The organism is Pseudomonas sp. Pseusp18 (genome assembly GCF_059506005.1).
In genome coordinates this window covers 2610374-2633704 of sequence record NZ_CP169240.1, presented here as the reverse complement: position 1 = coordinate 2633704, position 23331 = coordinate 2610374, and the positions used below count along the sequence as shown (strand labels likewise).

25 protein-coding genes are annotated in these 23331 nt (G+C 59.6%); 11 read left to right on the top strand and 14 right to left on the bottom strand.

Going from position 1 to position 23331, the window contains the following annotated elements; genetic code table 11:
* Window positions 1–2: 2 nt before the first annotated feature.
* From ACEN9A_RS11965 to ACEN9A_RS11945, 5 genes are all read right to left on the bottom strand, one after another.
* Window positions 3–1430 carry a cbb3-type cytochrome c oxidase subunit I gene (locus ACEN9A_RS11965; protein WP_258673686.1) on the bottom strand — a complete coding sequence of 476 codons (1428 nt, stop codon included), beginning with the start codon at window positions 1428–1430 and terminating at the stop codon, window positions 3–5.
* A 3-nt stretch (window positions 1431–1433) separates the two neighbouring features.
* Window positions 1434–1874: a c-type cytochrome gene (locus ACEN9A_RS11960; RefSeq protein WP_258674172.1), complete on the bottom strand. Its 441-nt coding sequence runs from the start codon at window positions 1872–1874 to the stop codon at window positions 1434–1436.
* A 276-nt stretch (window positions 1875–2150) separates the two neighbouring features.
* A complete protein-coding gene (locus ACEN9A_RS11955) occupies window positions 2151–2408 on the bottom strand; it encodes a cytochrome C oxidase subunit IV family protein (protein WP_258673685.1) in 258 nt (85 codons plus the stop codon).
* Window positions 2409–2419: 11 nt separating this feature from the next.
* Window positions 2420–3007 (bottom strand): cytochrome c oxidase subunit 3, encoded by a 588-nt coding sequence (locus ACEN9A_RS11950; RefSeq protein WP_258673683.1) that lies wholly within the window; start codon window positions 3005–3007, stop codon window positions 2420–2422.
* Complete coding sequence (locus ACEN9A_RS11945; protein ID WP_408981121.1) at window positions 2991–3773, bottom strand: CbbQ/NirQ/NorQ/GpvN family protein; 783 nt, start codon at window positions 3771–3773, stop codon at window positions 2991–2993. Before ACEN9A_RS11945 ends, ACEN9A_RS11950 begins: the two co-directional genes overlap by 17 nt.
* Before the next feature lie 208 nt (window positions 3774–3981).
* On the opposite strand from ACEN9A_RS11945, the gene ACEN9A_RS11940 reads away from it, so the two are divergent.
* The 11 genes from ACEN9A_RS11940 to ACEN9A_RS11890 all read left to right on the top strand — a co-directional run bounded on the left by ACEN9A_RS11940 (window position 3982) and on the right by ACEN9A_RS11890 (window position 13017).
* Entirely contained in the window at window positions 3982–5673 is a 1692-nt protein-coding gene (locus ACEN9A_RS11940; RefSeq protein ID WP_408981110.1) for a cytochrome D1 domain-containing protein, read from the top strand.
* A 24-nt stretch (window positions 5674–5697) separates the two neighbouring features.
* On the top strand, window positions 5698–6012 hold the full coding sequence (locus tag ACEN9A_RS11935; RefSeq protein ID WP_258673679.1) for a c-type cytochrome: 315 nt from the start codon (window positions 5698–5700) through the stop codon (window positions 6010–6012).
* A 15-nt stretch (window positions 6013–6027) separates the two neighbouring features.
* Window positions 6028–6354, top strand: a complete 327-nt coding sequence (locus ACEN9A_RS11930; RefSeq protein ID WP_258673675.1) for a c-type cytochrome — start codon at window positions 6028–6030, stop codon at window positions 6352–6354.
* Window positions 6351–7529, top strand: coding sequence for a cytochrome D1 domain-containing protein (locus tag ACEN9A_RS11925; RefSeq protein ID WP_258673673.1), 1179 nt, complete (start codon window positions 6351–6353; stop codon window positions 7527–7529). Before ACEN9A_RS11930 ends, ACEN9A_RS11925 begins: the two co-directional genes overlap by 4 nt.
* 1 nt (window position 7530) lies before the next feature.
* A complete protein-coding gene (locus tag ACEN9A_RS11920; protein ID WP_111454567.1) occupies window positions 7531–7989 on the top strand; it encodes an Lrp/AsnC family transcriptional regulator in 459 nt (152 codons plus the stop codon).
* Window positions 7986–8501 (top strand): siroheme decarboxylase subunit beta, encoded by a 516-nt coding sequence (gene ahbB / locus ACEN9A_RS11915; protein ID WP_258673671.1) that lies wholly within the window; start codon window positions 7986–7988, stop codon window positions 8499–8501. Before ACEN9A_RS11920 ends, ahbB (ACEN9A_RS11915) begins: the two co-directional genes overlap by 4 nt.
* Window positions 8494–8937 carry an Lrp/AsnC family transcriptional regulator gene (locus tag ACEN9A_RS11910; RefSeq protein WP_258673670.1) on the top strand — a complete coding sequence of 148 codons (444 nt, stop codon included), beginning with the start codon at window positions 8494–8496 and terminating at the stop codon, window positions 8935–8937. Before ahbB (ACEN9A_RS11915) ends, ACEN9A_RS11910 begins: the two co-directional genes overlap by 8 nt.
* The gene (ahbB, locus tag ACEN9A_RS11905) at window positions 8912–9415 is read left to right on the top strand and encodes a siroheme decarboxylase subunit beta (protein WP_204125110.1); all 504 of its coding nucleotides are present in this window, start codon (window positions 8912–8914) and stop codon (window positions 9413–9415) included. The genes ACEN9A_RS11910 and ahbB (ACEN9A_RS11905) overlap by 26 nt, the downstream gene beginning before the upstream one ends.
* Before the next feature lie 26 nt (window positions 9416–9441).
* Window positions 9442–10620, top strand: coding sequence for a heme d1 biosynthesis radical SAM protein NirJ (gene nirJ, locus ACEN9A_RS11900; protein WP_258673668.1), 1179 nt, complete (start codon window positions 9442–9444; stop codon window positions 10618–10620).
* Between the two features lie 70 nt (window positions 10621–10690).
* Complete coding sequence (gene cobA, locus ACEN9A_RS11895) at window positions 10691–11527, top strand: uroporphyrinogen-III C-methyltransferase (RefSeq protein ID WP_258673665.1); 837 nt, start codon at window positions 10691–10693, stop codon at window positions 11525–11527.
* A complete protein-coding gene (locus ACEN9A_RS11890; RefSeq protein WP_258673662.1) occupies window positions 11524–13017 on the top strand; it encodes a nitrite reductase in 1494 nt (497 codons plus the stop codon). Before cobA ends, ACEN9A_RS11890 begins: the two co-directional genes overlap by 4 nt.
* A gap of 208 nt (window positions 13018–13225) precedes the next feature.
* Here ACEN9A_RS11890 and ACEN9A_RS11885 read toward each other — a convergent pair whose 3' ends face one another.
* The 9 genes from ACEN9A_RS11885 to ACEN9A_RS11845 all read right to left on the bottom strand — a co-directional run bounded on the left by ACEN9A_RS11885 (window position 13226) and on the right by ACEN9A_RS11845 (window position 22851).
* The gene (locus ACEN9A_RS11885; protein WP_258673660.1) at window positions 13226–13969 is read right to left on the bottom strand and encodes an SDR family NAD(P)-dependent oxidoreductase; all 744 of its coding nucleotides are present in this window, start codon (window positions 13967–13969) and stop codon (window positions 13226–13228) included.
* Window positions 13970–14008: 39 nt separating this feature from the next.
* On the bottom strand, window positions 14009–15397 hold the full coding sequence (gene hemN, locus ACEN9A_RS11880; protein ID WP_258673658.1) for an oxygen-independent coproporphyrinogen III oxidase: 1389 nt from the start codon (window positions 15395–15397) through the stop codon (window positions 14009–14011).
* A complete protein-coding gene (locus ACEN9A_RS11875) occupies window positions 15381–16766 on the bottom strand; it encodes an oxygen-independent coproporphyrinogen III oxidase (RefSeq protein ID WP_258673657.1) in 1386 nt (461 codons plus the stop codon). The genes hemN and ACEN9A_RS11875 overlap by 17 nt, the downstream gene beginning before the upstream one ends.
* Window positions 16767–16885: 119 nt before the next feature.
* Window positions 16886–17329 carry a CopD family copper resistance protein gene (locus ACEN9A_RS11870; protein WP_258673656.1) on the bottom strand — a complete coding sequence of 148 codons (444 nt, stop codon included), beginning with the start codon at window positions 17327–17329 and terminating at the stop codon, window positions 16886–16888.
* Between the two features lie 54 nt (window positions 17330–17383).
* The gene (moaE, locus tag ACEN9A_RS11865; RefSeq protein WP_019649099.1) at window positions 17384–17830 is read right to left on the bottom strand and encodes a molybdopterin synthase catalytic subunit MoaE; all 447 of its coding nucleotides are present in this window, start codon (window positions 17828–17830) and stop codon (window positions 17384–17386) included.
* Between the two features lie 4 nt (window positions 17831–17834).
* Window positions 17835–18080: a MoaD/ThiS family protein gene (locus ACEN9A_RS11860; protein ID WP_258673653.1), complete on the bottom strand. Its 246-nt coding sequence runs from the start codon at window positions 18078–18080 to the stop codon at window positions 17835–17837.
* A complete protein-coding gene (gene moaC / locus ACEN9A_RS11855) occupies window positions 18077–18550 on the bottom strand; it encodes a cyclic pyranopterin monophosphate synthase MoaC (protein ID WP_258674170.1) in 474 nt (157 codons plus the stop codon). Before moaC ends, ACEN9A_RS11860 begins: the two co-directional genes overlap by 4 nt.
* 273 nt (window positions 18551–18823) lie before the next feature.
* A complete protein-coding gene (locus ACEN9A_RS11850) occupies window positions 18824–21844 on the bottom strand; it encodes an EAL domain-containing protein (protein WP_258673649.1) in 3021 nt (1006 codons plus the stop codon).
* Window positions 21832–22851, bottom strand: coding sequence for a substrate-binding domain-containing protein (locus tag ACEN9A_RS11845; RefSeq protein WP_192351311.1), 1020 nt, complete (start codon window positions 22849–22851; stop codon window positions 21832–21834). Before ACEN9A_RS11845 ends, ACEN9A_RS11850 begins: the two co-directional genes overlap by 13 nt.
* Between the last annotated feature and the right edge of the window lie 480 nt (window positions 22852–23331).

Genomic DNA, 23331 nt, shown 5'->3' with positions numbered 1-23331 from the left:
GATCATGAAGGTACAACCGCCGCCGGGGCGCGCAAGGCTGCGCGGCCACGTTGCTTGAAGCTGAGCAGATAACAGAGCAACCCGGCGAAGAAACCGAGACCGGCGCCCAGACGCGCCCAGAACAGCACTTGCAGATGTTCGACCGTGGCCATGAATGGCAATGCGATCCCATCGGCCTGCCAGCGTTGCAGGTAAACCTGTACGACACCGGCCGCGGTGAGGAACAGCGTGATCATCACCATCGACAGGGTCATCAACCAGAAGCCCCAGATTTCGAGGGTCTGTGAACGCTCGTCACCTGCTTCACCCAGCCCGCGCAGGCGTGGCATGGCGTAGCTGATCAAGGTCATCACGATCATCGCGTAAGCACCGTAGAAGGCCAGGTGACCGTGTGCTGCCGTCAATTGCGAACCATGGGTGTAGAAGTTGACCGGCGCCAAGGTATGCAGAAAGCCCCAGACACCCGCACCGAAGAACGCCGTGACCGTGGTGCCCTTGGCCCACAGCGTGGCGGCGCGGTTCGGGTGTTGCCGACGACGGTTCCTCACCATGCTGAAGGCAAAGATCACCATGGCCAGGAACGGCAGCGGCTCAAGTGCCGAGAAGATCGAGCCGACCCACAACCAGACCTCGGGCGCACCGATCCAGAAGAAGTGGTGACCGGTGCCGATGATCCCGGTAATCAGCGCCATGGCGATGATCACGTACAGCCATTTCTCCACGACTTCCCGGTCGACACCGGTGATCTTGATCAGCACGAAGGCGAGCATCGACCCCATGATCAGTTCCCACACGCCTTCCACCCAAAGATGCACCACCCACCACCAGTAGAACTTGTCGCGGGCCAGGTTGCCGGGGTTGTAGAAGGAGAACAGGAAGAACACCGCGAGCCCGATCAACCCGGTCATCATCACCATGCTGACCGTGGTCTTGCGACCTTTGAGCAGGGTCATGCCGATGTTGTAGAGAAAGCCCAGGCACACCACCACAATGCCCATCTTGGTGATGGTCGGCTGTTCCAGGAACTCCCGGCCCATGGTCGGCAGCAGCTCGTTATGCGTCAGTTTGGCCAGGCCCGCATAAGGCACCAGCAGATAGCCAAGAATCGTCAGCACACCAGCAGCGGCGAATACCCAAAACAGAATGATCGCCAGCTTCGGACTGTGCAGTTCGCGGTCGGCCTCTTCCGGAATCAGGTAATAGGCAGCGCCCATGAAGCCGAACAGCAGCCAGACGATCAGCAGATTGGTGTGCACCATCCGCGCCACGTTGAAGGGAATGATCGGGAACAGAAAGTCTCCGATCACGTATTGCACACCCATGATCAAACCGAACAGCACCTGACCGAGAAACAGCATCAGGGCAAACACGAAGTACGGTTTGGCCACGGCTTGCGAGGCGAATTTCAGATGCGGATTAGCGATGCTCATCTCTTAGCCCTCCTTGTTTGGCGGCCAGCCATTGGTGTTGATGTTCGAGCTCCATTTGAGGAACTCGGCGATGTCATCCACCTCTTGCTCGCTCAACTTGAACTGCGGCATCGCTCGTCGGCCCGGTACACCCAGCGGCTGCATTTTCATCCAGGCATGCATAAAAGGTTTAAAACCCTCCTCCCCGCCGCGCCGCTGGAATACGTTGCCCAGCTCAGGGGCGAAATAGGCCCCCTCGCCCAGCAGCGTGTGGCAGCCGACGCAGTTGTTTTGCTCCCAGACCGTCTTGCCGCGAATCACTGATTCGGTTAACTGCGCTTCGTTGCTGCGCACTGGAAAGGTCTGTTCCGTGTGATAGGTCAAGGCCAGGAAAATCAGGAAGAAGAAAATGCTTCCCCCGAAGTAGATATTCCTGGCCATGCCTTTGGTGAAGGTCTCTGACATGGTCGCTTCCTCTTTGCTTGGCGTGCCCATGATAGAAAGCGAGGGGGTAAAACCTGCTTGATGGCGATCAAGAAAGGCAGATGGTTTTGGTCGGGTATCGGCGCCATGAAGCCAGGCACCACCTGTGGCGAGGGAGCTTGTCGGATCGCCGCACCGTCCCGCTCGGTTGCGAAGCAGCCGTAAAACCTGTGCCTGCTTTCTATCTGAATATTCGCGGTGACTGGTTTTAGGGCCGCTGCGCGCCCCAACGGGAGCAAGCTCCCTCGCCACAAGTGGCTAGCGGACCGACACCAGCGTCAGCCCCACAACGGCCGCCAACACCAGCGCCCAGCTCACCATCAACCGGCGCCACAATCGCGGCGCGTGGCGCATCTCCATGAAGCCATCGGTGATCAGCCAGGCCTTGCCGACCGCCACCAGCAAAATGGCAATGGACAACAGCCACGTCGCGCCGACTTGTGACAACACAACGGTGCACACGCTTAATGTGGCCAACGCTGCCCAGCAGACGAGCAACAACCTGGAAGCCGACATCAGAACCTCCGTCAATTCAGCACGTACACCAGCGGAAACAGCACGACCCAGATCAGATCGACCATGTGCCAATACAGCACGCCCGATTCAAGCCCGCTACGGTTGGCCGCGTTGTACAGGCCTCGACGGCAGCGCTCGGCCAGCCAGCCGAGAATGACCATGCCGAGCAATACATGGAGAAAATGAAAACCGGTGAGGATCCAGTAGAGGGTGAAAAACGTGTTGTGCTCCATGCCCAGCCCCGAGGCCAGCAAGTGCCGGTATTCGGTAAGTTTCAACACCACGTAGACGCTGCCGGCAAGCAACGCGGCCAGCAGAAGCACGGCGCCGTGGCGGGACCGGGAACGCCTGACTTGCTCCTGAGCCAGCGCGGCGAACAGCCCAGCGGTGAGCAGGCTCAGGGTCATCGCCAGGCCGGTAGAGGTGTTGAGCAATTGACGGTTTTCACCGAACAACTGCGGCTTGAGTGCCTGGGTCACGGCGAACGCCAGAATCAGGATGGCGAACACCGACAACTCGGCCAAAATGAAAAACCACATCGCCAGATCGCCCGGCAGGTGGCCACGCGCAACGCCCCTGGACTCAGCCGAAGTGGACATCAACCACGCCCATCAGCGCCGCAACCGTCAGCGGATCATCGCTCAGCGGCTCGGCCAGGCAGGCCATGCACGCTTCACGCGGGCTCATGCCGGAGCGGATCATTCGCGCCGTAAAAATCAGCAGCCGCGTCGAGGCGACTTCCTCAAGATCATGTTGATCCAGCCTTCGCAGGGCCTGCCCCAGCCTGACCACTTGCGCCGCCAGCGCGGTGTCTACCTGCGCTTCCCGGCTGACAATACGCTCTTCATCGGCCACCGGTGGATAGCCGAAACGCATCGCCACGAAACGTTGTCGGGTGCTGGGCTTCATGCCTTTGAGCAGGTTCTGGTAGCCGGGGTTGTACGACACGACCAGCATGAATGAGGACGGCGCCTGCAGCACTTCACCGGTGCGTTCCAGGAACAACTCGCGACGATCATCGGCCAGTGGGTGCAGTACGACCACAGTGTCCTGCCGCGCCTCGACCACTTCGTCCAGATAACAAATGCCGCCTTCACGCACCGCGCGAGTCAGTGGCCCGTCCTGCCACCAGGTGCCTTGGGCACCGATCAAATGACGACCGATCAGGTCGGCGGCACTCAGGTCGTCATGGCAAGCCACGGTGTACAGCGGCAGCTTCAGCCGATGGGCCATGTGCTGGACGAAACGAGTCTTGCCGCACCCCGTCGGGCCTTTGATCAGTACGGGCATGCCGTGTCGCCAGGCTTGCTCGAACAGCGCCTCCTCATTATTGAGCGGTTGATAGAAGGGTTCGCAAGACTGGATTCGGTCCATGGGCTGTCTGTTCCAAAAGCGGATTCAAGCAACACGCTACGGACCCCTGCGACAACCTGGCAAGCGGCATGGCCGGCAAACTTGATCGCGGTCAAGCGAGCATTGGCCTGCTCGGGCATAGCCTTGCACGGCACTAAGAACCTGCGTTCTGCGCTGCCGTTTCAGCACATCGCAAAGGTCTTGCCTGAGGAGAAATGGAATGCTGATCAGCAATAGAAAAACGTTTGCTCTGACTGTCGCCACCCTGTGTTCGACGCTGGCCCTCGCGGTGACTCACGCAGCCAGAGCCGAGGAACCCGCCACTGCTGCGGCCAGCCCGCTGATGGTCAAAACCGCCGGAGCGCCCGACATGAGTCAGGCCGAGTTCGACGCGTCCAAGGAAATCTACTTCCAGCGCTGCGCCGGTTGCCACGGCGTGCTGCGCAAAGGCGCAACGGGTAAACCACTGACGCCGGACATCACCCAGTCTCGCGGCCAACCGTATCTGGAGGCGTTGATTACCTTCGGTTCACCGGCGGGCATGCCGAACTGGGGAACATCAAATGCGCTGACCAAGGATCAGATCACGGCCATGGCCAAGTTCATTCAGCACACTCCGCCCACGCCACCGGAATGGGGCATGGCCGAGACGCTGAAAACCTGGAAAGTGCTGGTCAAGCCCGAGGACCGTCCGAAGAAGCAACTGAGCAAACTCAATCTGCCGAACCTGTTTTCGGTTACGTTGCGCGATGACGGCAAGATTGCCCTGATCGACGGTGACAGCAAGAAAATCGTCAAGCTGATCGAGACCGGTTACGCGGTGCACATCTCGCGCATTTCTGCCTCCGGTCGCTACCTGCTGGTGATTGGTCGAGACGCCCGGATCGACATGATCGACCTGTGGCCGGTGGAGCCGACCAAGGTCGCCGAAGTCAAAGTGGGCATCGAGGCGCGCTCGGTGGAGACCTCCAAGTTCAAGGGCTACGAGGACAAATACACCGTCGCCGGCTCCTATTGGCCACCGCAATTCACCATCATGGATGGCGAAACCCTGGAGCCCAAACAGATCGTCTCGACCCGCGGCATGACTGTCGATAAGCAGGAATATCACCCGGAACCCCGGGTCGCGGCGATCATCGCCTCCCACGAATGGCCGGAGTTCATCGTCAACGTCAAGGAAACCGGCAAGGTCATGCTGGTCAATTACCAGGACATCAAAAACCTCACCATCACCTACATCGATGCCGCGCCGTTCCTGCATGACGGCGGTTGGGACAGCACGCACCGCTACTTCATGACCGCCGCCAACAACTCCAACAAAGTCGCAGTGATCGACTCCAAGGATCGCAAGTTGGCGGCCCTGGTGGACGTCGGCAAAACCCCTCACCCGGGTCGTGGCGCCAACTTTGATCATCCTGTCTACGGGCCGGTCTGGGCCACCAGCCACCTGGGAGACGACGGTATCTCGCTGATCGGTACCGACCCGGTCAAACACCCGCAATACGCCTGGAAACAGGTCGCCTCGCTCAAGGGTCAGGGCGGTGGATCGCTGTTCATCAAAACCCACCCCAACTCGCGCCACCTGTATGTCGACACCACCCTCAACCCGGACGCCAAGTTGAGCCAGTCAGTGGCGGTGTTCAACCTCGACAAACTCGACGCCGGCTACACCGTGCTGCCCATCGCCGAGTACGCCGGCATCAAGCAAGGCGCCATGCGGGTCGTGCAGCCGGAATACAACAAGGCCGGCGATGAGGTCTGGTTCTCCGTGTGGAGCGGTCAATCAGAGGAGTCGGCACTGGTGGTGATCGACGACAAAACGCTGAAGCTCAAATCGGTGATCAAGGACAAGCGACTGATCACCCCCACCGGGAAATTCAATGTCTACAACACCCAACATGACATTTATTGAGCTCCATCAATGCAAGGAACGACCATGAAAAATACTCTGCTTTCACTGTTCGCCCTGACCGCTGCGCTGAGCGTGCAGCCGGTTATGGCCCAAGATGCGCAGGAACTGTTCAAGAGCAAACCCTGCGCCGCCTGCCATTCCATCGACACCAAGCTTGTTGGCCCGGCGCTCAAGGATGTCGCGGCCAAGAACGCTGGCGTACCCGAGGCCGTCGACACTCTGGCCAACCACATCAAGAACGGTACGCAAGGCAACTGGGGCCCGATACCAATGCCGGCCAACCCGGTGACGGATGATGAAGCGAAGACACTTGCAACTTGGGTTCTGAGTCTCAAATAGCCAACGGAGGGCGCCATGATGGTTCATCGACACACAGTGGTTCTGGCGGCCCTCCTCCTTTTTTGCGCGACCTCGGTTGCGGCGCCGGACGCCAAGCGTCAGGCCCAACTCGAGCACCTGCTGGCCCAGGATTGCGGCGCCTGCCATGGACTGCACATGACCGGCGGGCTGGGTCCGGACCTGACGCGCGCAACGCTGGCAGGCAAGTCCCGCGACAGCCTGATTGCCACCGTCACCCAAGGTCGCCCCGGCACCGCGATGCCCGGTTGGGCCCCGTTGCTCAGCCCGGACGACATCCGTTGGCTGGTCGATCTTCTTCTCCAGGGATATCCCGCACCATGATCCGTTCAATCCTGCTGTCAGTGGCGACCGGACTGTTGTTATCCGCCTGCGCTCAGTCACCCTTGCGTGGTACCGGCGATCTGGGCGTGGTGGTGGAGCGCGCCACCGGCAGCGTGCAAATCATCGAAAGCGACACCCGCACGGCACTGGCCCGACTCGAAGGCTTCGGCGATCTGTCCCATGCCTCGGTAGTGTTTTCCCGCGACCAGCGTTATGCCTATGTGTTCGGCCGCGACGGCGGGTTGAGCAAAATCGACCTGCTGACCCAACGCATCGACCATCGCGTCATCCAGGGCGGCAACAGCATCGGCGGCGCCATCAGTCAGGACGGCAAGTTGATCGCGGTCTCCAACTACGTGCCTGGCGGCGTGAAGGTGTTCGATGCCATCACTCTGCAACAGGTGGCCGATATTCCCGCGACACCGCTCGCCGATGGCAGCAAACGTTCGCGGGTGGTCGGCCTGGTCGACGCGCCCGGTCAGCGCTTTGTGTTCAGCCTGTTCGATACCGGCGAGATCTGGACCGCCGATTTCAGTCAGGGCAACACGCCGCAGATCAGCCGCTTCACCGGCATCGGCCAGCAACCTTACGACGCGCTGATTACCCCCGATGGTCGCTATTACATGGCTGGGCTGTTCGGCGAAGACGGCATGGCGCAACTCGACCTCTGGCACCCCGAGCGCGGGGTGCAGCGAGTGCTCGGTGATTACGGACGCGGCCAGGCGAAATTGCCCGTCTACAAGATGCCGCACCTGGAGGGTTGGGCCGTTGCCGACAACCAGGCCTTCGTGCCCGCCGTCGGCCGTCATCAGGTGCTGGTGATGGATTCGCGCTCGTGGCAACAGACCGCTGCCATCCCGGTGGCCGGCCAACCGGTGTTCGTCACCTCACGGCCGGACGGTCGGCAACTGTGGGTCAATTTCGCCTACCCGGACAACGATCGGGTCCAGGTCATCGACACCGAGACCCACGCCGTGGTCGCCGATCTACGGCCGGGGCCGGCGGTGCTGCACATGGAATTCACCGCGCGCGGCGACCAGTTGTGGCTGTCATTACGCGATGGCGATCAGGTTCAGGTCTGGGATCCGTACAGCCTGAAGCAGCTGAGCACCCTTCCCGCCACCGCGCCGAGCGGCATCTTCTTCAGCAGTCGCGCGCAGAAAATGGGCTATTGAAATGAACCTCGACCTGCTCAGCCGCCAACTGATCGACCGCTTCCAGCACGGCATGCCGTTGTGCCCGGAACCTTACAAGGAGATGGCCCGGATTCTCGGTTGCCGCGAGGCCCAGGTGATGGATTGTCTGGAAAAAATGGCTCAGGCCGGCCCCCTCTCACGGATCGGCCCGGTGTTCGAACACAGCCGCGCCGGGGCCAGCACCCTCGCCGCCTTCGCCGTGCCCGCCGAACGTCTGCAACAGGTCGCCGAGCGCGTCAGCCAGTATCCCGAGGTCAATCACAACTACGCACGGGAGCATTTCTACAACCTGTGGTTTGTGCTGACCGGGCCTGATCGCCCACACATCGAACGTGTTCTCGAACAACTTGAGAACGAAACCGGCCTCGTTCCGCTGGATCTGCCGATGTTGACCGCTTACCGCATCGACCTCGGTTTTGCCCTGGGAGAAGGCCCATGAAGCCGGGATTGAGCCCCAAACAGGCACTGGCGCTGCGTCAGCATCTGGAAGGCGGACTGCCGCGGGTATCACGCCCTTATCAGGCCCTCGCGGAACGGATAGACGCCGACGAAAACCAGGTGCTCGCGCAGATGCACCAGTGGCACGAACAAGGGCTGTTTCGGCGGGTCGGCCTGGTGCTCAACCATCGCGCGCTGGGTTTTACCGCCAACGCCATGCTGGTGCTGGATGTTCCAGACGCGCTGATCGACGAAGTCGGCCAGCGCCTGGGGCGAGCGTCCGGTATCACCCTCTGCTATCAACGGCCACGGCGCCTGCCGCAGTGGCGCTACAACCTGTTCTGCATGGTTCACGGACGCCAACGCGCGCAGGTCGAGGCGCAGATCCAGGCGTTGCTGGAAGAACACTTGCTGAGTGACCTGCCCCATCAACTGCTGTTCAGCACCCATGCCTTCAAACAATGCGGCGGACGCTTTGCCGCCTCCTCAACGGGAACCAAGCCCCATGGATGATCTTGACCGTCGGTTGATCAACCGCTTGCAATTGGGCCTGCCACTGGTGCGTAACCCCTGGCAGGCGCTGGCCAGCGAACTGGACAGCAGCAGCCCTGAATTGCTCCACCGCCTCCACGAACTGCTCTGTGAAGGAATACTCACGCGCTTCGGTCCGATGTTCGACATCGAACGCCTCGGTGGCGCCTTCACCCTCGCGGCGCTGGCAGTGCCGGAAGAACGGTTCGAAGAGGTCGCCGAGCAACTGCACGCCCTGCCTGAAGTGGCGCACAACTATCGACGCGAACACGCCTGGAACATGTGGTTCGTGCTCGCCTGCGCGACCGAACAAGACGTCACCGAAACCTTGCAATACATCGAAACCCTGACCGGTTTGCCGCTGCTCAACGTGCCTAAAGAGGAGACTTACCATGTCGGTCTGTACTTCCCGGTCTGAAGACACCCTGGCACACCGCCTGATTGAACTGACCCAGGCCGGCCTGCCGCTGCTGGATGACCCGTGGGCCTGGCTCGCCGAACAGCTGGACCTGAGCATCGAATCCACCCTGGATCTGCTCAAGCGCTTGCAGGCCGAGGGCGCGATCCGGCGCATCGCCGCCGTCCCCAACCACTATCGCCTGGGCTATCGCTACAACGGCATGACCGTTTGGGATGTGCGCGACACCGACATGCCGCGCCTCGGCGCGCTGATCGGCGCACAGCCTTTTGTCAGCCACTGTTATCGACGCCCGCGACGAACCGCGTGGCGCTACAACCTGTTCGCCATGGTGCACGGTCGCAGCCGCGAGGAAATCGACAGCTACCGCGAACACCTGCGCTACTTGCTGGGCGACGCCTGTGTCGCCGACGAGATGCTGGTGAGCAGTCGCATCCTGAAAAAAACCGGATTACGGCTACCGCCAGTGCCACGCTGAACACGCGCTGGTTCAAGGAGAGTTGCATGTTGAGGATCAGCCAATACCTGCGTGCCCTGACCGGCCAGGTGCCCGCCCCCAGAACCAGCCCACCGGGCAGCAACCGGCCGCCGGTGGTGATCTGGAACCTGCTCAGGCGCTGCAACCTGACCTGCAAACACTGCTACGCCACGTCCGCCGACAGCGTCTTTCGCGACGAACTGGATACGCCCGCCGCGCTGACGGTGATCGACGATCTGCACGATGCCGGCGTGAAGGTATTGATTCTTTCCGGCGGTGAACCCCTGCTGCGTGACGATCTGTTTGTGCTCAGCGCCTATGCCCGCACAAAGGGTTTCTTTGTGGCGTTGTCCACCAACGGCACGTTGATCGATGAGCAGAACATCGCGCAGATCGGCGCAGCGAATTTCGACTATGTAGGGATCAGCATCGATGGCCTGGAAGCCACCCATGACGCCTTCCGCCAATTGAAGGGCAGCTTCGCCAGTTCCATGCGGGCGATCCGGCTCTGTCGCGAACAGGGCATTCGGGTCGGCCTGCGCACCACCCTGACCCAGGAAAATCATGCGCAGCTGCCGCAATTACTGGCGCTGATGCGCGAATACGACGTGCAGAAATTTTATCTGTCGCACCTCAACTACAGCGGCCGCGGCAAACGCAGCCGCCAGCTCGACGCCCGGCAGCAGATGAGCCGCGAGGCGATGACGCTGATCTTCGAACGGGCCTGGGAAGACATCCAGCACGGTCGCGACAGCGATTTTGTCAGCGGCAACAACGATGCCGACGCGGTTCTCTTGCTGCAATGGGTGGGCCTGCATCTACCCGAACATTACCGGCGCCTGGAACATATGCTCCGCGCCTGGGGCGGCAACGCCTCGGGCAGCGGCATCGCCAACATCGACAACACTGGCGAAGTGCACCCCGACACCTATTGGTGGCAGCACTCGGTGGGCAATGTCCGGCGCACGCCGTTTCGCACGCTGTGGCTGGACCGCCCGGACGCCTTGTTGCAGCAGCTGCGCGAGCATCCTCGGGCCGTCGGTGGCCGCTGTGCTCAATGCCGCTGGCTAAGCATCTGCAACGGCAATACCCGCACCCGCGCCTGGGCCGAAGGTGATCTCTGGGGCCAGGACCCCGGTTGCCACCTCAGCGATGAAGAAATCGGCATACCGCCATTAACGACCATCCCTTGCGTCATGCACTGAAGCACCCGCCTGGCGAGCCATCTGACAAAGGATGGGGCCGGCCCACCTGATGAAGTACCAAGGACGTCCCATGCATCCATCGATTATTTTACCGGCTGCACTTGAGTCCCCGTTCAGACCGGGCGAAGTCGCCCTGGTCGGCGCTGGCCCCGGCGATCCACGCTTGCTGACCCTGCGCGCCTGGAGCCTGTTGATGCAAGCCGACGCCGTGGTTTACGACCGCCTGATCAGCCCCGAGCTGCTGGCATTGATCCCCCTCACCTGCGCCCGGCATTACGTCGGCAAGGCCAGCGGCTGCCACAGCCTGCCGCAGGATCAGATCAACGAACTACTCGCCGACCTCGCCGATCAGGGGCAGCGCGTGGTCCGGCTCAAGGGTGGCGACCCGTTCATTTTCGGCCGTGGCGCCGAGGAGCTGGAGTATCTGCTGCAACGCAATATTGACTGCCAGGTCGTCCCCGGTATTACTGCCGCCTCCGGGTGTAGCGCTTACGCAGGCATTCCGCTGACCCATCGGGATCTGGTCAACTCTTGTCGATTCATCACCGGGCACCTGCAACACGATGGTGAGTTGCAATTACCCTGGAGCAGCCTCGTCGACAGCAGCCAGACCCTGGTGTTTTACATGGGGTTATCAAATCTCGGGATTATCGCCCAGCGCTTGATCGAAGCCGGAATGCCCGCCGAGACACCGGCGGCGTTGATCAGTAATGGCACGCGTCCCGACCAGCATGTCGCACGAGGCAGGCTGCATCAATTGCCGACCCTGGCGCGGGAATGCCCACCTGGCATTCCGACGCTTGCGGTGATCGGCAAAGTGGTCGATCTGTTCGCTGCCCAACAACAGGAATTCCCGGCGCGCTTTTACCCCGCAGCGCTGCAACGCCAGCGCAAGGTGGCGATATGAGGCGCATGGAGCTTGGCCCATTGTTATGGATCGGTGCGGCTCACGCAGGTGCAGCGATTCCGCCCTCCGACGCGGCCGCCAACCTCTACCAACAGCATTGCCAGATATGCCATGGCGCCAACCGCTTCGGCGGTGCGGGGCCGGCCTTGCTGCCGGAAAGCCTGAGCCGGATCAAACCCGACGAAATCCGCAGCGTGATCCAGGACGGTCGCCCCGCGAGTCAGATGAGCGGGTATGCCAACGTGTTCAACGCCACGCAGATCGACGCGCTGGTGGACTACCTCCAGCAACCGCCCGCCACCCCACCCACCTGGAGTAACGATGACATTCGCGGCAGTCATTCGATTCTCGCCGATATCAACAAACTGCCCGACACGCCCCAGCATCGCGCCGATCCACTGAACCTGTTTGTGGTGGTGGAAGCCGGTGATCATCACATCGACATCCTCGACGGCGACCGCTTTGAAGTGCTGGCTCGGTTCTCTTCGCACTTTGCAGTGCATGGCGGGCCGAAGTTTTCGCCGGACGGACGCTTCGTCTACGTGGCCTCTCGCGATGGCTGGATCAGCCTGTATGACTTGCATAACCTGAAACTGATCGCCGAGGTCCGCGCCGGGCTCAACACCCGCAACCTCGCGGTGAGCAAGGACGGCCGATGGGTGCTGGTGGGCAACTACCTGCCTGGCAACCTGGTGGTGCTCGATGCCCGTGATCTGTCATTGGTCAAAACCATTCCGGCGATCGGCCAGGACGGCACCGCGTCACGGGTCAGCGCGGTCTACACCGCGCCGCCACGGGACAGCTTCATCGTGGCACTCAAGGACGTGAAGGAAGTCTGGGAGCTGCCCTGCGCCGGCACACCGGATTTCGAACCGCGACGGATCCACGCCGAGGATGTGCTGGACGACTTTTCCTTTTCACCGGACTACAAGCAACTGCTGGCCACATCGCGCAAGGCCAAGGGCGGTCAGGTGATCGACCTCGACAGTGGCAAGGTGGTCACCGACATTCCACTGCCGGGCATGCCGCACCTGGGATCCGGAACCTACTGGAAACGCAACGGTGAGTGGGTGTTTGCCACGCCGAACATCAGCAAGGGTCTGATCTCGGTCATCGACTTCAAGACCTGGAAACTGCTCAAGGAGATACCGACCCTGGGGCCGGGTTTCTTCATGCGCAGCCACGTCAACTCGCGGTATGCCTGGACCGACGTGTTCTTCGGTCCCGACAACGATGCGATCCACCTGATCGACAAACAGACCCTGGAAATCGCCCACACCCTGCGCCCGATGCCCGGCAAGACCGCCGCCCACGTCGAATTCACCCGCGACGGTCGCTACCTGCTGCTGAGTATCTGGGCCACCGACGGTGCGCTGATCGTCTACGACAGCAACACCCTCAAAGAGATCAAGCGCCTGCCGATGAACAAGCCGTCGGGCAAGTACAACGTGGGCAACAAGATCGAGTTTGTGGAGGGCACTTCGCATTAGGCTTTGTGCCCCTAATGCGGGGACAACTCAACCCTGTGGCGAGGGGGCTTGCCCCCGTTCGACTGCGAAGCAGTCGCAAAACAGCAGACGGCGGTGTAACTGAAACATTGTGGTGGAGAGTTAAAAGAGGGGCTGCTTCGCAGCCCAACGGGGGCAAGCCCCCTCGCCGCAGGTAAGCTCCCTCGCCACAGGGTTTGTGTTCACCTCTTCAGCTCAGGGTATAACCGTTATCGACTTTCCAGTCCTGACCATAAACACCCCGCGCGCCTTGAGACAGCTGAAAGACAATCACGTTGGCCACCGCTGACGCATCGAGGAAATGACCGGGCAGCAGACGTTTGCCGAGGGTGTCGGCAACGTCGTCGAGTTCCCCGTCGCTCAACCCCAGGTTGTCCCACATCGAGGTCGCGGTCGGCCCCGGGGAGACCAGATTGATGCGCACGTCATAACGCGCGAATTCCACCGCCAATGTGCGCGCCTGCGCCGCCAGCGCGGCCTTGCTGGCAATGCAGGCGGCCAGACCGGGAAAGCTCGAGCCGGTCAGGAAGCTGCCGACAAACACCACCGAAGCAGGATTCGCCAGTTCCCCGCGCAACGCCGCCAGGGTATTCAACGCCCCGGCGCCGTTGACCGCCCACTGACGCTGGAAGGCCGGCATGTCGAGGCTATCGGCCATTTCGGCGATACCCGCGTTGGGCACCAGATAATCAACCGGGCCCAGTGCCGACGCACGTTGGGCCAACGCCTGCAGGTCATCCTGACAAGTCACGTCACCGGCACACCACTGCAGGCGCTCGCCATAGATCTGCTGCAAGGCCGGCAACTCACCGATTTTCCGTGACATCGCCAGCACCTTGACCCCGCGCGGCAACAGCGCCGCACACAGGGCCAGGCCTATCCCGGAACTGGCGCCCGTGACCACCGCCAAACGATCCTGAAACTCGGTTCTCATCATTTCCTCCTGGCATCGCGGACGCCAGCACTGGGGACTTCAAACGGTACGTGAAAACCGGCCTTTTTGATCAGTGCCCAAATAGGCATCAAACGCCATCGCCGCGCTGCGCATCATCAAATGCCCGTGGGGCAACAACACCAACGCGTCTTTGTGAATCTGCAGCAAGCCATCGCGAACATGCTCCTCCAGTTGCATCAGCGCATCGGCAAAGTAATCGGTAAAGCAGATGTCATGACGCGCTTCAAACTTGCCGAAGTCGATCCGGCCGTGGCACATCAGATCGCTGATCACTTCACGGCGCAGCCGATCATCGGCGCTCAACCGGTAACCCCGATGCACAGGCAACAAGCCTTGATCAATGCGGGCGTAGTACTGCGATAGCTCCTTGACGCTCTGGCTGTAGCTGTCGCCGACCTTGCCGATGGAAGACACCCCGAGGCCGATCAAATCGCAGTCGGCATGGGTGGAATAACCCTGGAAATTGCGTTGCAACGTGCCATTGGCCCGGGCCAGCGCCAACTCATCGTCCGGCAAGGCAAAATGGTCCATGCCGATATAGATATAACCGGCCTCAGTCAGACGACGGACAGTCAGTTCAAGCAATTCCAGTTTGCGCTCCGGTGGCGGCATGTCAGCCAAACGAATCAGCCGTTGTGCGCGCACCAGTTCCGGCAGATGGGCGTAGCTGTAGGCGGCAATCCGGTCCGGACGCAGCGCGATGATTTTGCCGAGAGTGACATCGAAGCTCTGCACGGTTTGCAATGGCAGGCCGTAAATCAGATCGACACTGATCGATTTGAATCGCGCCTGGCGTGCCGCAGCGACCAGCGCATAAATTTGCTCTTCACTTTGCTGCCGATTGACCGCAGCCTGCACATCGGGATCGAAGTCCTGCACGCCAAAGCTCAAACGATTGAACCCCAACTGACGCAACAACTGGATCTGTTGCGTACTGATGGTGCGAGGGTCGACCTCGATGGAAAACTCATGGTCATCGCTGTCGTCCATGTCGAATGCCTGGTGCAGGCAGTCCATAAGGTCAGCCAGTTGTTCGCCGGTCAAATAGGTCGGCGTGCCACCTCCCAGGTGCAGTTGCGTGAGTTTGCGGGTGCGGTCGAACAAGGCAGCTTGCATCATGATCTCGCGCTTGAGGTACGTCAGGTACTCGACGGCGCGGTGGGTTTTCTGGGTAATGATTTTGTTGCAGGCGCAGTAGTAACAAAGGCTCTTGCAGAACGGGATGTGGATGTACACCGACAGCGATTTTGGCGTTGTCGCCTGGTTGCTGTCCGAGGCCGCACGCTGATAGTCATCGACGGCGAACGCCTGATGAAACTGCGGCGCGGTCGGGTAAGAGGTATAGCGCGGCCCCGGGAGGTCATACTTTTCGACCAGGGCGCGATTGAAATCAAATGAAGTTGTCATGATCAATCCATTCGTAATGGGGTTCATGCCCCGCACCGTCCGAATCCTTTTCAAACAGGTTGCAGATGGCATCCACGTGCGGCCGACCGGCCGGAAAAATACTAATGAAACGGTCAGACAGCTCAATCAACCCGTCACGGCTCAATTGCTCCAGCAAAGGCCAGGCGGTGAAAAAGTACTGGCGAAAAATGACTCCATGACGCGTCTCGATTGCCTGGATATCCAGCTCCAGATCACACGCCAGGCGCTCCATGACCATGTGCCTGACCTGATTCCCTTCCTCACAGCGCCAGCCACGACTCGTCGGCAATTGGTCCATGTCCAGTTGCTGCCGGTAGCGTTCGAGTTCGTCGGTGTTTTGCGCATACAAACCGTCGATCTGACTGATAGCGCCCAAACCGAACCCGATATGGTCGCAATGCCCGTGACGGGTAAACCCCTCACAATTGCGACGTAATCGACCGCGCTCCTGAGCAATCGCCAAATCGTCATCGGGCCGGACAAACTGCCCCAGGCCAATGTAGTGATAACCGGCGCCGATCAACTGTTCAAAACAGATCCGGCGCATGGCGCCTTTATCTTCCTCGCTGCAAAACGCCCCGACTGTGTCTGCAGTCTTGGGCCGATAGCGTTGGGGTGGCCGGGCATAGTCAAACACCAGCAGCCGGTCCGGCTCCAGTTCGATGATGGTTGTCAGTTTCAGCGCAAAACTTTCTGGCGTCTGCCAGGTATGGCCATAACCCAGATCGACATTGATGGATCGATAGCCGAAGGTACGAGCGGCATCGATAAGCGAATGGATCGGTGCCGGATTCTGGTAGCAGGCCACCGACATCGCACGGTCGGCACCGATGTCCGGAACGCCGATGCTGACATGGTTGAACCCCAGGTCACGCAGCATGCCCATGGTCGACCAATCCGTATGGTGAAGGTCCACTTCTATGCTGTAGTCACCGCACTCATGTCCAAGAAAGTTGAATCGGCCACGCAGGTGATTCATCAGCCGTCTCAGGTGGGCGATGGCGGGTGTTCCGCCCCCCAGATGGAACTGCTCGACCCTCTGCCCGGCTCCCAGATGACAACCGACGAGGTCGATCTCATGTTGCAGACGCTGAAGATAGTGTTCGACACCACTGTGCTCGCATGAAATTTCGCGAGGAGAGCACAAGGCAGGCTTAAGGTTAGAAGGCAGTTGCACGTTCAGCGACAGCGGACGGCACTTCTGACGGCTGCCGCGCAATGCACGAAGCAAATCCAGTGAGCCAATGCCGCCATGAAATTTTTCTGTGTCGACATGGCAGTTGGGGTCGAGTACGCCTTGATCGCGCCGGACGTTCAGCTCACCGGGGCTGTGAAATGAATTGAGCATAACGGGTCTCCGAGACTGGCTGCGGACCGCCAGTGTCGGAGTCTGGCGACCCATGCTCCTTGATTTGCATCAAGCGCGAGCAAAGTGCTTGTCGCGCAACGGACACCAGGCAAGCCCAGTCACCACGTCAGGTAAAACATCCACTTGGCCAACAGCACGATGACAACCATGTGGCAGAACAGGCTGCCATGGATGAAATGCAGGTATCGAGCACTCATCCGGCCACTTTTGAACAAAAACATGGCGACCAGGAAATGCAGCAGTACGCTGACGGCCGCCACGATTTTTAACATCAGCAACGTGCCAAACGATGAGGCCATTGGTGTGGCAAGGACCGGTAAATAGCGCAGCCAGACCATCCCCAACCCGGCACCGAACAACACCAGCAAGACCCATGGAATCAAGGTGCGTGCACGTCGACCGATACCCTGCTCAAGCAGCAACATGACCTTGACGGGCAGCTGTTTGCGGATACTTTCAAGGAACAGGACTTCGAAGAACACCGTGCCGATAAAAATCAGCGCGGCGAACAGATGCAACGTCAGAAACAGCGGATAGAGCATGGGATTCTCGCTCTCAATACAGCTGAACACGCTCCACTCACCGCGAGGGAAACGTCACTCCCATCGTTGCGCCGCCTCGCGATCACTGTTGCGAGCCTCGACCCAATGGGAACTCTCGGCCACCTGTTCTTTCTTCCAGAATGGCGCGCGGGTTTTCAGGTAATCCATTACAAACGCACAGGCATCAAAAGCCGCTTGACGATGACTGCTGCTGATGCCGACAAAGACAATGGGGTCTCCCGGTTGCAGCGCGCCGATTCGATGGATCAGCACCAGTCCGAGCAACGGCCAGCGCTGTCGGGCTTCGTCGGCGATCTTGCCCAGGACCTTTTCGGTCATACCGGGGTAATGCTCAAGAAACATCCCGGCGACTTCTTGTCCGACGTTGGTGTCACGTACATACCCGACAAAACTCACCACGGCACCGACATTCAGGCTCAAAGCCTGCAGGGCATTGATTTCGGTGCCGGGGTCGAAGCGCTCTGTCTGCACTCGAATCATCGAATCACCCTCCCGTTACGGTGGGGAAAAAACCCACTTCATCACCGTCTATCAACGGCTCATCGAGCCCGCACATGTCCTGATTGCGGGCACACATGAGGTTCTGTTCGGCCAGCATCTGCCAGACGCCAGAACGACGTATCAGGTGCTGACGCAACTGATCGACAGAAGTGAAATCACCTTCAATCGTTTCATCGTCGAGACCAAGCGTTTCGCGGTACCGCGAGAAATACAAAACATTCAGCTTCATTGTTGCTGCGCCTGATACCAACCACTTTTACCACCCTGCTTCTCCAACAGCCGCACCGACTCGATGCTCATGCCCCGGTCCACGGCCTTGCACATGTCATACAGGGTCAAGGCCGCCACACTGGCGGCGGTCAGTGCCTCCATCTCGACGCCGGTCTGTCCGGACAACTTGCACCGAGAAACAATGCGTACGCGTTGGTCACCTTCAAAACTCAACTCAACGTTAACACTGCTCAGAAGCAGCGGATGACAGAGCGGAATCAACTCACTCGTGCGTTTGGCCGCCTGAATGCCGGCGATCCGCGCTACCGCAAATACATCACCTTTAGGGTGAGCACCACTGGCAATCAGTTGTCGGGTCTCGGCAAGCATATGAACCCATGCCTCAGCCACGGCTTCTCGGGACGTCACGCTTTTATCCGTAACATCGACCATTCGCACGCGTCCCAGCGAGTCGAGGTGAGTCAGCATCAATTCAGTCATGAGCAATAAGCCTTGCGCTACCAACAGTCGGTTTCAGCGCAGAATACAGCGCAGGCCGACACAGGCGGTTGACGTCAATCAAGTAATGCAGACAAGGCCATTGCTCAACCGATTTCCATGGTTCGAAAGCGCAACTCCGAAGCTGCAATCACCCCGTCTACTTGTGCCGGAGGGCGAGCTCCGATAATGACGCCCGTCACTGCCAGTTTGCGAAGTACCCAGGCGATCGGCTTCTGACACAACAGCGTTTTCACTAAGTCATTAATGCCCGGACATTGGACTGCGTGGACGTTTTACATCGCGTTTTCGCCTTACCGTGTCAGGGCTGGTAATGCGGCTAGGTTGAGGCAATCGGGACGTACGCAGTAACAGACTGATTTCCTCTGCGCTGACCGCTCTGCTGAAAAAGTGGCCCTGAATTTCATCGCAGCCGTTTTCACGCAGGAAGGTTTGCTGCTCTTCGGTCTCGACACCTTCGGCTATGACCTTGAGGTTCAGTTGGTGCCCCAACGAAATCACTGCGGTAGCGATGGCTTTGTCGTTCTCGTTGTCGGGCAGATCGTGCACGAAAGACTGGTCGATCTTGAGCCTTGCGATGGGGAAGCTTTTCAATGCCGCGAGGCTGGAGTAGCCGGTGCCGAAGTCGTCGATCGACAGACTGATCCCCATTGATTGCAGTTCCTTCATTTTGCTGATGGCTTGCTGAAGGTCTTGCATGATCAGACTTTCGGTCAGCTCCAGCTCAAGGTACATCGGGTCCAGTCCGGTCTCTTGCAAGGCATGCCTCACCCGGTCGATCAGGTCCCTTTCGATGAACTGGCGTGCTGAAATATTCACCGACATGGTGATCGGCGGCCAACCCGCATCCTGCCAGTCCTTGTTCTGTCTGCACGCGGTATGAATCACCCAATCGCCTATGGGCACGATCAACCCGGTCTCTTCGGCCTGCGGAATGAATTTGATTGGAGACACCATGCCGAGTTCGGGATGCTGCCAGCGGATCAGTGCTTCTACGCCGATAATCTGACCTGACTGCAAATCCACCTGTGGCTGGTACAGCAGCAGGAACTCGTCATGGTTGAGTGCGTTTCGTAGCCCGTCTTGCATGGCGAGCTTGCCCTGATCCTTGTTATTCATCTCGCTCGTATAGAACTGGTAACTGTTGCGACCCAGTTCCTTGGCCCGGTACATGGCGGCGTCCGCATTGCTGAGCAACGTGTCGGTATCGCTGCCGTCAGCTGGGTAGGTGGCCAACCCCATGCTGCAGGTGACGTGGAGTGTATGCCCGCTGAGCTGAATCGGCCGCAGGATGGCTTCCTGGATCTTGTGCAGGGCTGGAGTAACGCCGTCGAGGTCTGAGGGCTGGTCGAACAGGATGATCACAAACTCGTCGCCACCCAGTCGCACGACGGTGTCGGTGCGGCGCACACACTCCTGCATGCGCTGGGCGACGGTTTTCAGCAGTACGTCTCCAGCGCTGTGCCCAAGGCTGTCATTCACCAGTTTGAATTTGTCCAGATCGAGAAACACCACCGTCACCAGCCGGCTGTAGCGCTGGGCATAAAGTATTGCCTGCTTGAGACGGTCCTCGAGCAGGGTGCGATTCGGCAGCCCGGTCAGTGCGTCATGGTCGCCCATATAGCGAATGCGCTTTTCGGTCAGTTGGCGTTCTATCGCAATACCGGCAAGAGGTGTCGCCATGTCGATCAGTCGCGTCTCGGTCGAGCTAGGGCTGCGTACGGTGTTGGAATACAAGGCAAACGTACCCAATACCTTTCGTTCATGGGACAGAATCGGCGTCGACCAGCAGGCACGAAATCCATAGGGCGCAGCGGATGATCGGTACTCCTCCCACAGCGGGTCCAGCTCGATATCCGTGACGATGACCGGTTCTCGTCGATACACCGCGGTGCCGCAAGAGCCGACGTTTGGACCAATCGCAATCCCGTCGATGAGCTGGTTATAGGCTTTCGGCAAACTGGGGGCAGCCCCGTGCAGCAGGTGTTTGCCATCCTCATCCAGCACCAGGATGGACACCATCATCCCCTCCAGTTGGGACTCGACCAGGTGAGCCAGACTATCTAGGACTTCTGCAAGCTCGGTGCTCCTGGCGATCAGCTCCAGGACATGACCTTGTCCGGCACGGATGATGGCTTCTTGCTCCAATCGGTTGTTTTGCAGGGCGAGCCGCTCTGTGGCGATACTCAATTGGACCGTTTTTTTTTCAAGCTGAAGACGGTCTTTGAGGAATTGATTCACCGCGCGAGCCATGTTGCCGATCTCGTCTTTCCCATGTTCCACCATCATCAAATGCGTTTTGTCAGTGCGTTCCTGACGCAATTGCCGGCTTATTTCATTCAGGCGCACGAGCACATGACGGCCCATGAAGACCCGGGTCACGAACCAGGCGAATATCAGGCTGGCGCCCAACATGATCAGCACCCATCGCTGGCTACGATTTGAGGCCTCGACCAGACGTTGCACGGCTTCGCGATAGTCTTCGGTGTAAGCACTGGATTGCGCACGGGCCACCGCGACCAGAACCCCGGCCTCATTCTTCAACTCCTCATTGAAGCGCTGGATGACGTTGTGCTGATTGATGAGCCTCAGGCGCTGGGAGAAGAGATCGGGCGTTTCCACATCAGCGTCGGGTAACTTGCCAGCGGCGCGTGACAGGCGCTCATATCGGATCCGCAGCCGTTGCACGGCATCGCTGTCATTAGCCTGCGGCAGACCGAAAAGTAACACCGCCAGTTCCAGGCTGGCCCGGGTCTTGGTCGCGGTTAACCGGGCAGCGTGATCCTCCAGGGCTTGCTCGAAGCTGACCTCGGTTTGCAGCAGGCTTTCTCGCAGCTGCGCAACGATGTTGGCGGTATTGCGGAACATCTGACTCGACTGATGCATGTCGAGTATCGCCTCGCCACTGTTCGCGGCAGTCAGCTCCTGCACCAGTTGATCAAGGGCTTCAAGCTGTTCGACGGTTGCCGCATAGCTTGAACGCAGGGCGTCGGGGGAACGGGTTGTCAGAAGCTGATCGGTCTGGCGTTCGATCAGCAAGGTCCGCTGCACCATGTCTTGCCCATTTTGCATGCGCACCAGTCGTTCATCCGTCAGCTGGCGGGTGGCGCTGTTTGACGTGCGCAACGCGTAGACCGCTGTGGCACCACCCGCCAGGATCAGCAGCGCCAGCGTCAGGAACGCCAGTGTGAACTGTGCGCGCAACGACTGCGGCAATAGCCGGCGTCCTAGCCGGGAAATAACGTCCAATTTCATGGATTCCATAGGTGGCGATAGATGTCTCGATAGCCATTGTCAGGGTCGTACTGGAATTTCTTCCCGCCGTCGAAGGCGATATTGTCGGCATTGACCAGGTGAATCGGCGCTACGAAGCCGCTCACCGGCTGACCTGCAAACAGCCGGTTCAATTCGTCCATCACTTGCCAGCCATGCAGGTTGAGCGGCTCGGCCACGGTAACGGTCTGGTAGGTTTTTGCCTGTATGCGCAAGAAAGCCGAAGCGCTGCCATCACCGGCAGACAACAGACTGATGCCGTCACTGGGCATTGCGGCGTTGGTCAATGAGGCAATCGAGTAGTCGAAATAGATATCGTTGATGGCCAGCGTGTGGGTCCAGCGCTTGCCATAGCGCTGAAGCAGCTCCTTGGTGAGCGCCGGCATCTTCTCACCACTTTCGGAGATCGCCACATCGCGCACTTCCAGCAAGGTACATTCCCGACAGGCCCGAATGACGTTTTCCATGGCCTTGGCTTTCGCCATGGCGATGCTGTACTTGGAGTCGGTCAGGATGACCACGCCGGCGTGTCCGTTTGACTGTGCCACTGCCGCCATGGCCGTGAGGCGAGCCACTTCGAGCGGGTCGGTCGTGACGTTCATGGCCACCGGTGTGCCATCAATCGGCCCCGGGCGTGCCCCGGCGTGCCAGCCAACCACCGGCACATCCCTGTTGGCGAAGAGGATCAGCGCCGCATTGTTCTCAAGGGCATCGGAACCGCACAGAATGAGGCCGTCGGGTTTCTCTGCCAGCGCATCGGAGAAGGCCTTTGCGCGCCCGGCCGATGATCCAGCGCCATCGAATATCTTCAGCGTCCAGCCCATCGCCTTGGCTGCCTCGCGAGCGCCCTGCGCGACACCGACGATGCCTCCGTTACGCAAATCCTCTGCGACAAGGGCGATGCTCTTGCCCCGCTGGGCTTTCGGGCCGGACTCAGGGCCGCTCCAGCGAACGGCTTCAAGGGTGGCCCTGGAAACGATTTCCTGCGCTTGAATCACCGTTACCGTGGCGTTTTCGACACCTGCCGCGGTTGGCAGGTTCTGGCCGTATCCGGGCGTTGCCGTGAAAAGACAGAAAACCGTAATTGAAGCCATCCGGAGTAGCCAGGGCCTGAGTAACCAGGGCCCGATCAGACAGGTTCGATCACCGCATGGAATGCCGGGTGTGGAGCCGATGGCGCGATCATAGTCTGGCATGGCGTCCCTTTTTGCCAAGAGTGCAGCGTTAACTATCCGAAAGGATAGTCGGTTCTGTTGTCATCAGGTCTTCGGTGGTTAAAAGTGCGCGAACTTTAGTTTTACAGTACTCATCCTTTACGCAACTTTGAAAGATGCTCTTCATAAGCACGACTGAATTCGCGCCTGAATAAATTGCGCGGGTACTCACTTTTTAGAATAAAGCCTATAACCAAAGAAACTAAATAATGACCTCCGATCACCGATCTTGAAACGCCTCAGTGTTCACCCCACTGGTCGGAG